Genomic DNA, 893 nt, shown 5'->3' on the forward strand with positions numbered 1-893 from the left:
ATTCATTATTAGCAAACTTCAAAAAAAATCGGCTTTTCTACGTCCAGTCTTACCAATAGGGTACACCCCTTTCTCTCTAAATATTTTAATATCATTTTTTATATCTTCAATAGAATATTCTATAGGAAAAAGACTATATAGATACCCTGCTGCAGAAAAATTTAGCCATTTTTTGTAAGTTTCAGCATAAGACAGAGTCTCTACACTATAAATCAAGGATTTAAATTTACATATAGTTTCTCGTGAATCAATAACATTTCTTCTCGTATTATCAACATGTGTTCCTCGCATAATAGAATTGACATTATCATCACAATAAACATATGCTTGTAGTGATATCTGCTTAATGTTTTTCAGCAGAGGATAAATTTGCATAAGGAATAACCAATCCTCTTGAGAATATCTTTTGGAATCAAACCGTATATGAGCATTATCTATAACACCTCGTCTTATTATTTTAGTCCATAGATAGCCATTGATATATCCTCTTTTTATATAATCTACACCAGAACCCTCAAAATATAAAAGATTAACGTTATTATAAGAAACTCCAACCATGTCAAGAGTCCCATTCAGTTCTGGCAAAATAAACGACAAACAATCTTTTACAATGTAATCGTCAGAATCAATAAACCAAATGTAGTCACCAATAGCTTTCTCTAACAAGAAATTACGAGCGGCTCCAACACCATTATTTTCCTTACGAAATACACGCAAATTAGCATACTTTTCTGCATAGGATTTTGCAACATCGAAAGTTTTGTCGGGAGAGCCATCATCAACTATAATAATCTCTACTTTAGATGTATCTTGACAAAAGATTGAATCAAGACAACGGGAAAGTAAGGTTTCAACCTTATAAGCTGGGATTAGGATAGAAAGCAACATTATTA

At 31.8% G+C, this 893-nt stretch carries 1 protein-coding gene; it reads right to left on the reverse strand.

Annotated features, from left to right (window positions below; translation table 11 throughout):
* Nucleotides 1-18: 18 nt before the first annotated feature.
* Nucleotides 19-893: glycosyltransferase family 2 protein (locus HMPREF9420_RS12805; protein WP_007136166.1), on the reverse strand; the 875-nt coding region annotated here is incomplete at its 5' end.

This window comes from Segatella salivae DSM 15606 (assembly GCF_000185845.1).
Classification (GTDB): Bacteria; Bacteroidota; Bacteroidia; order Bacteroidales; family Bacteroidaceae; genus Prevotella; species Prevotella salivae.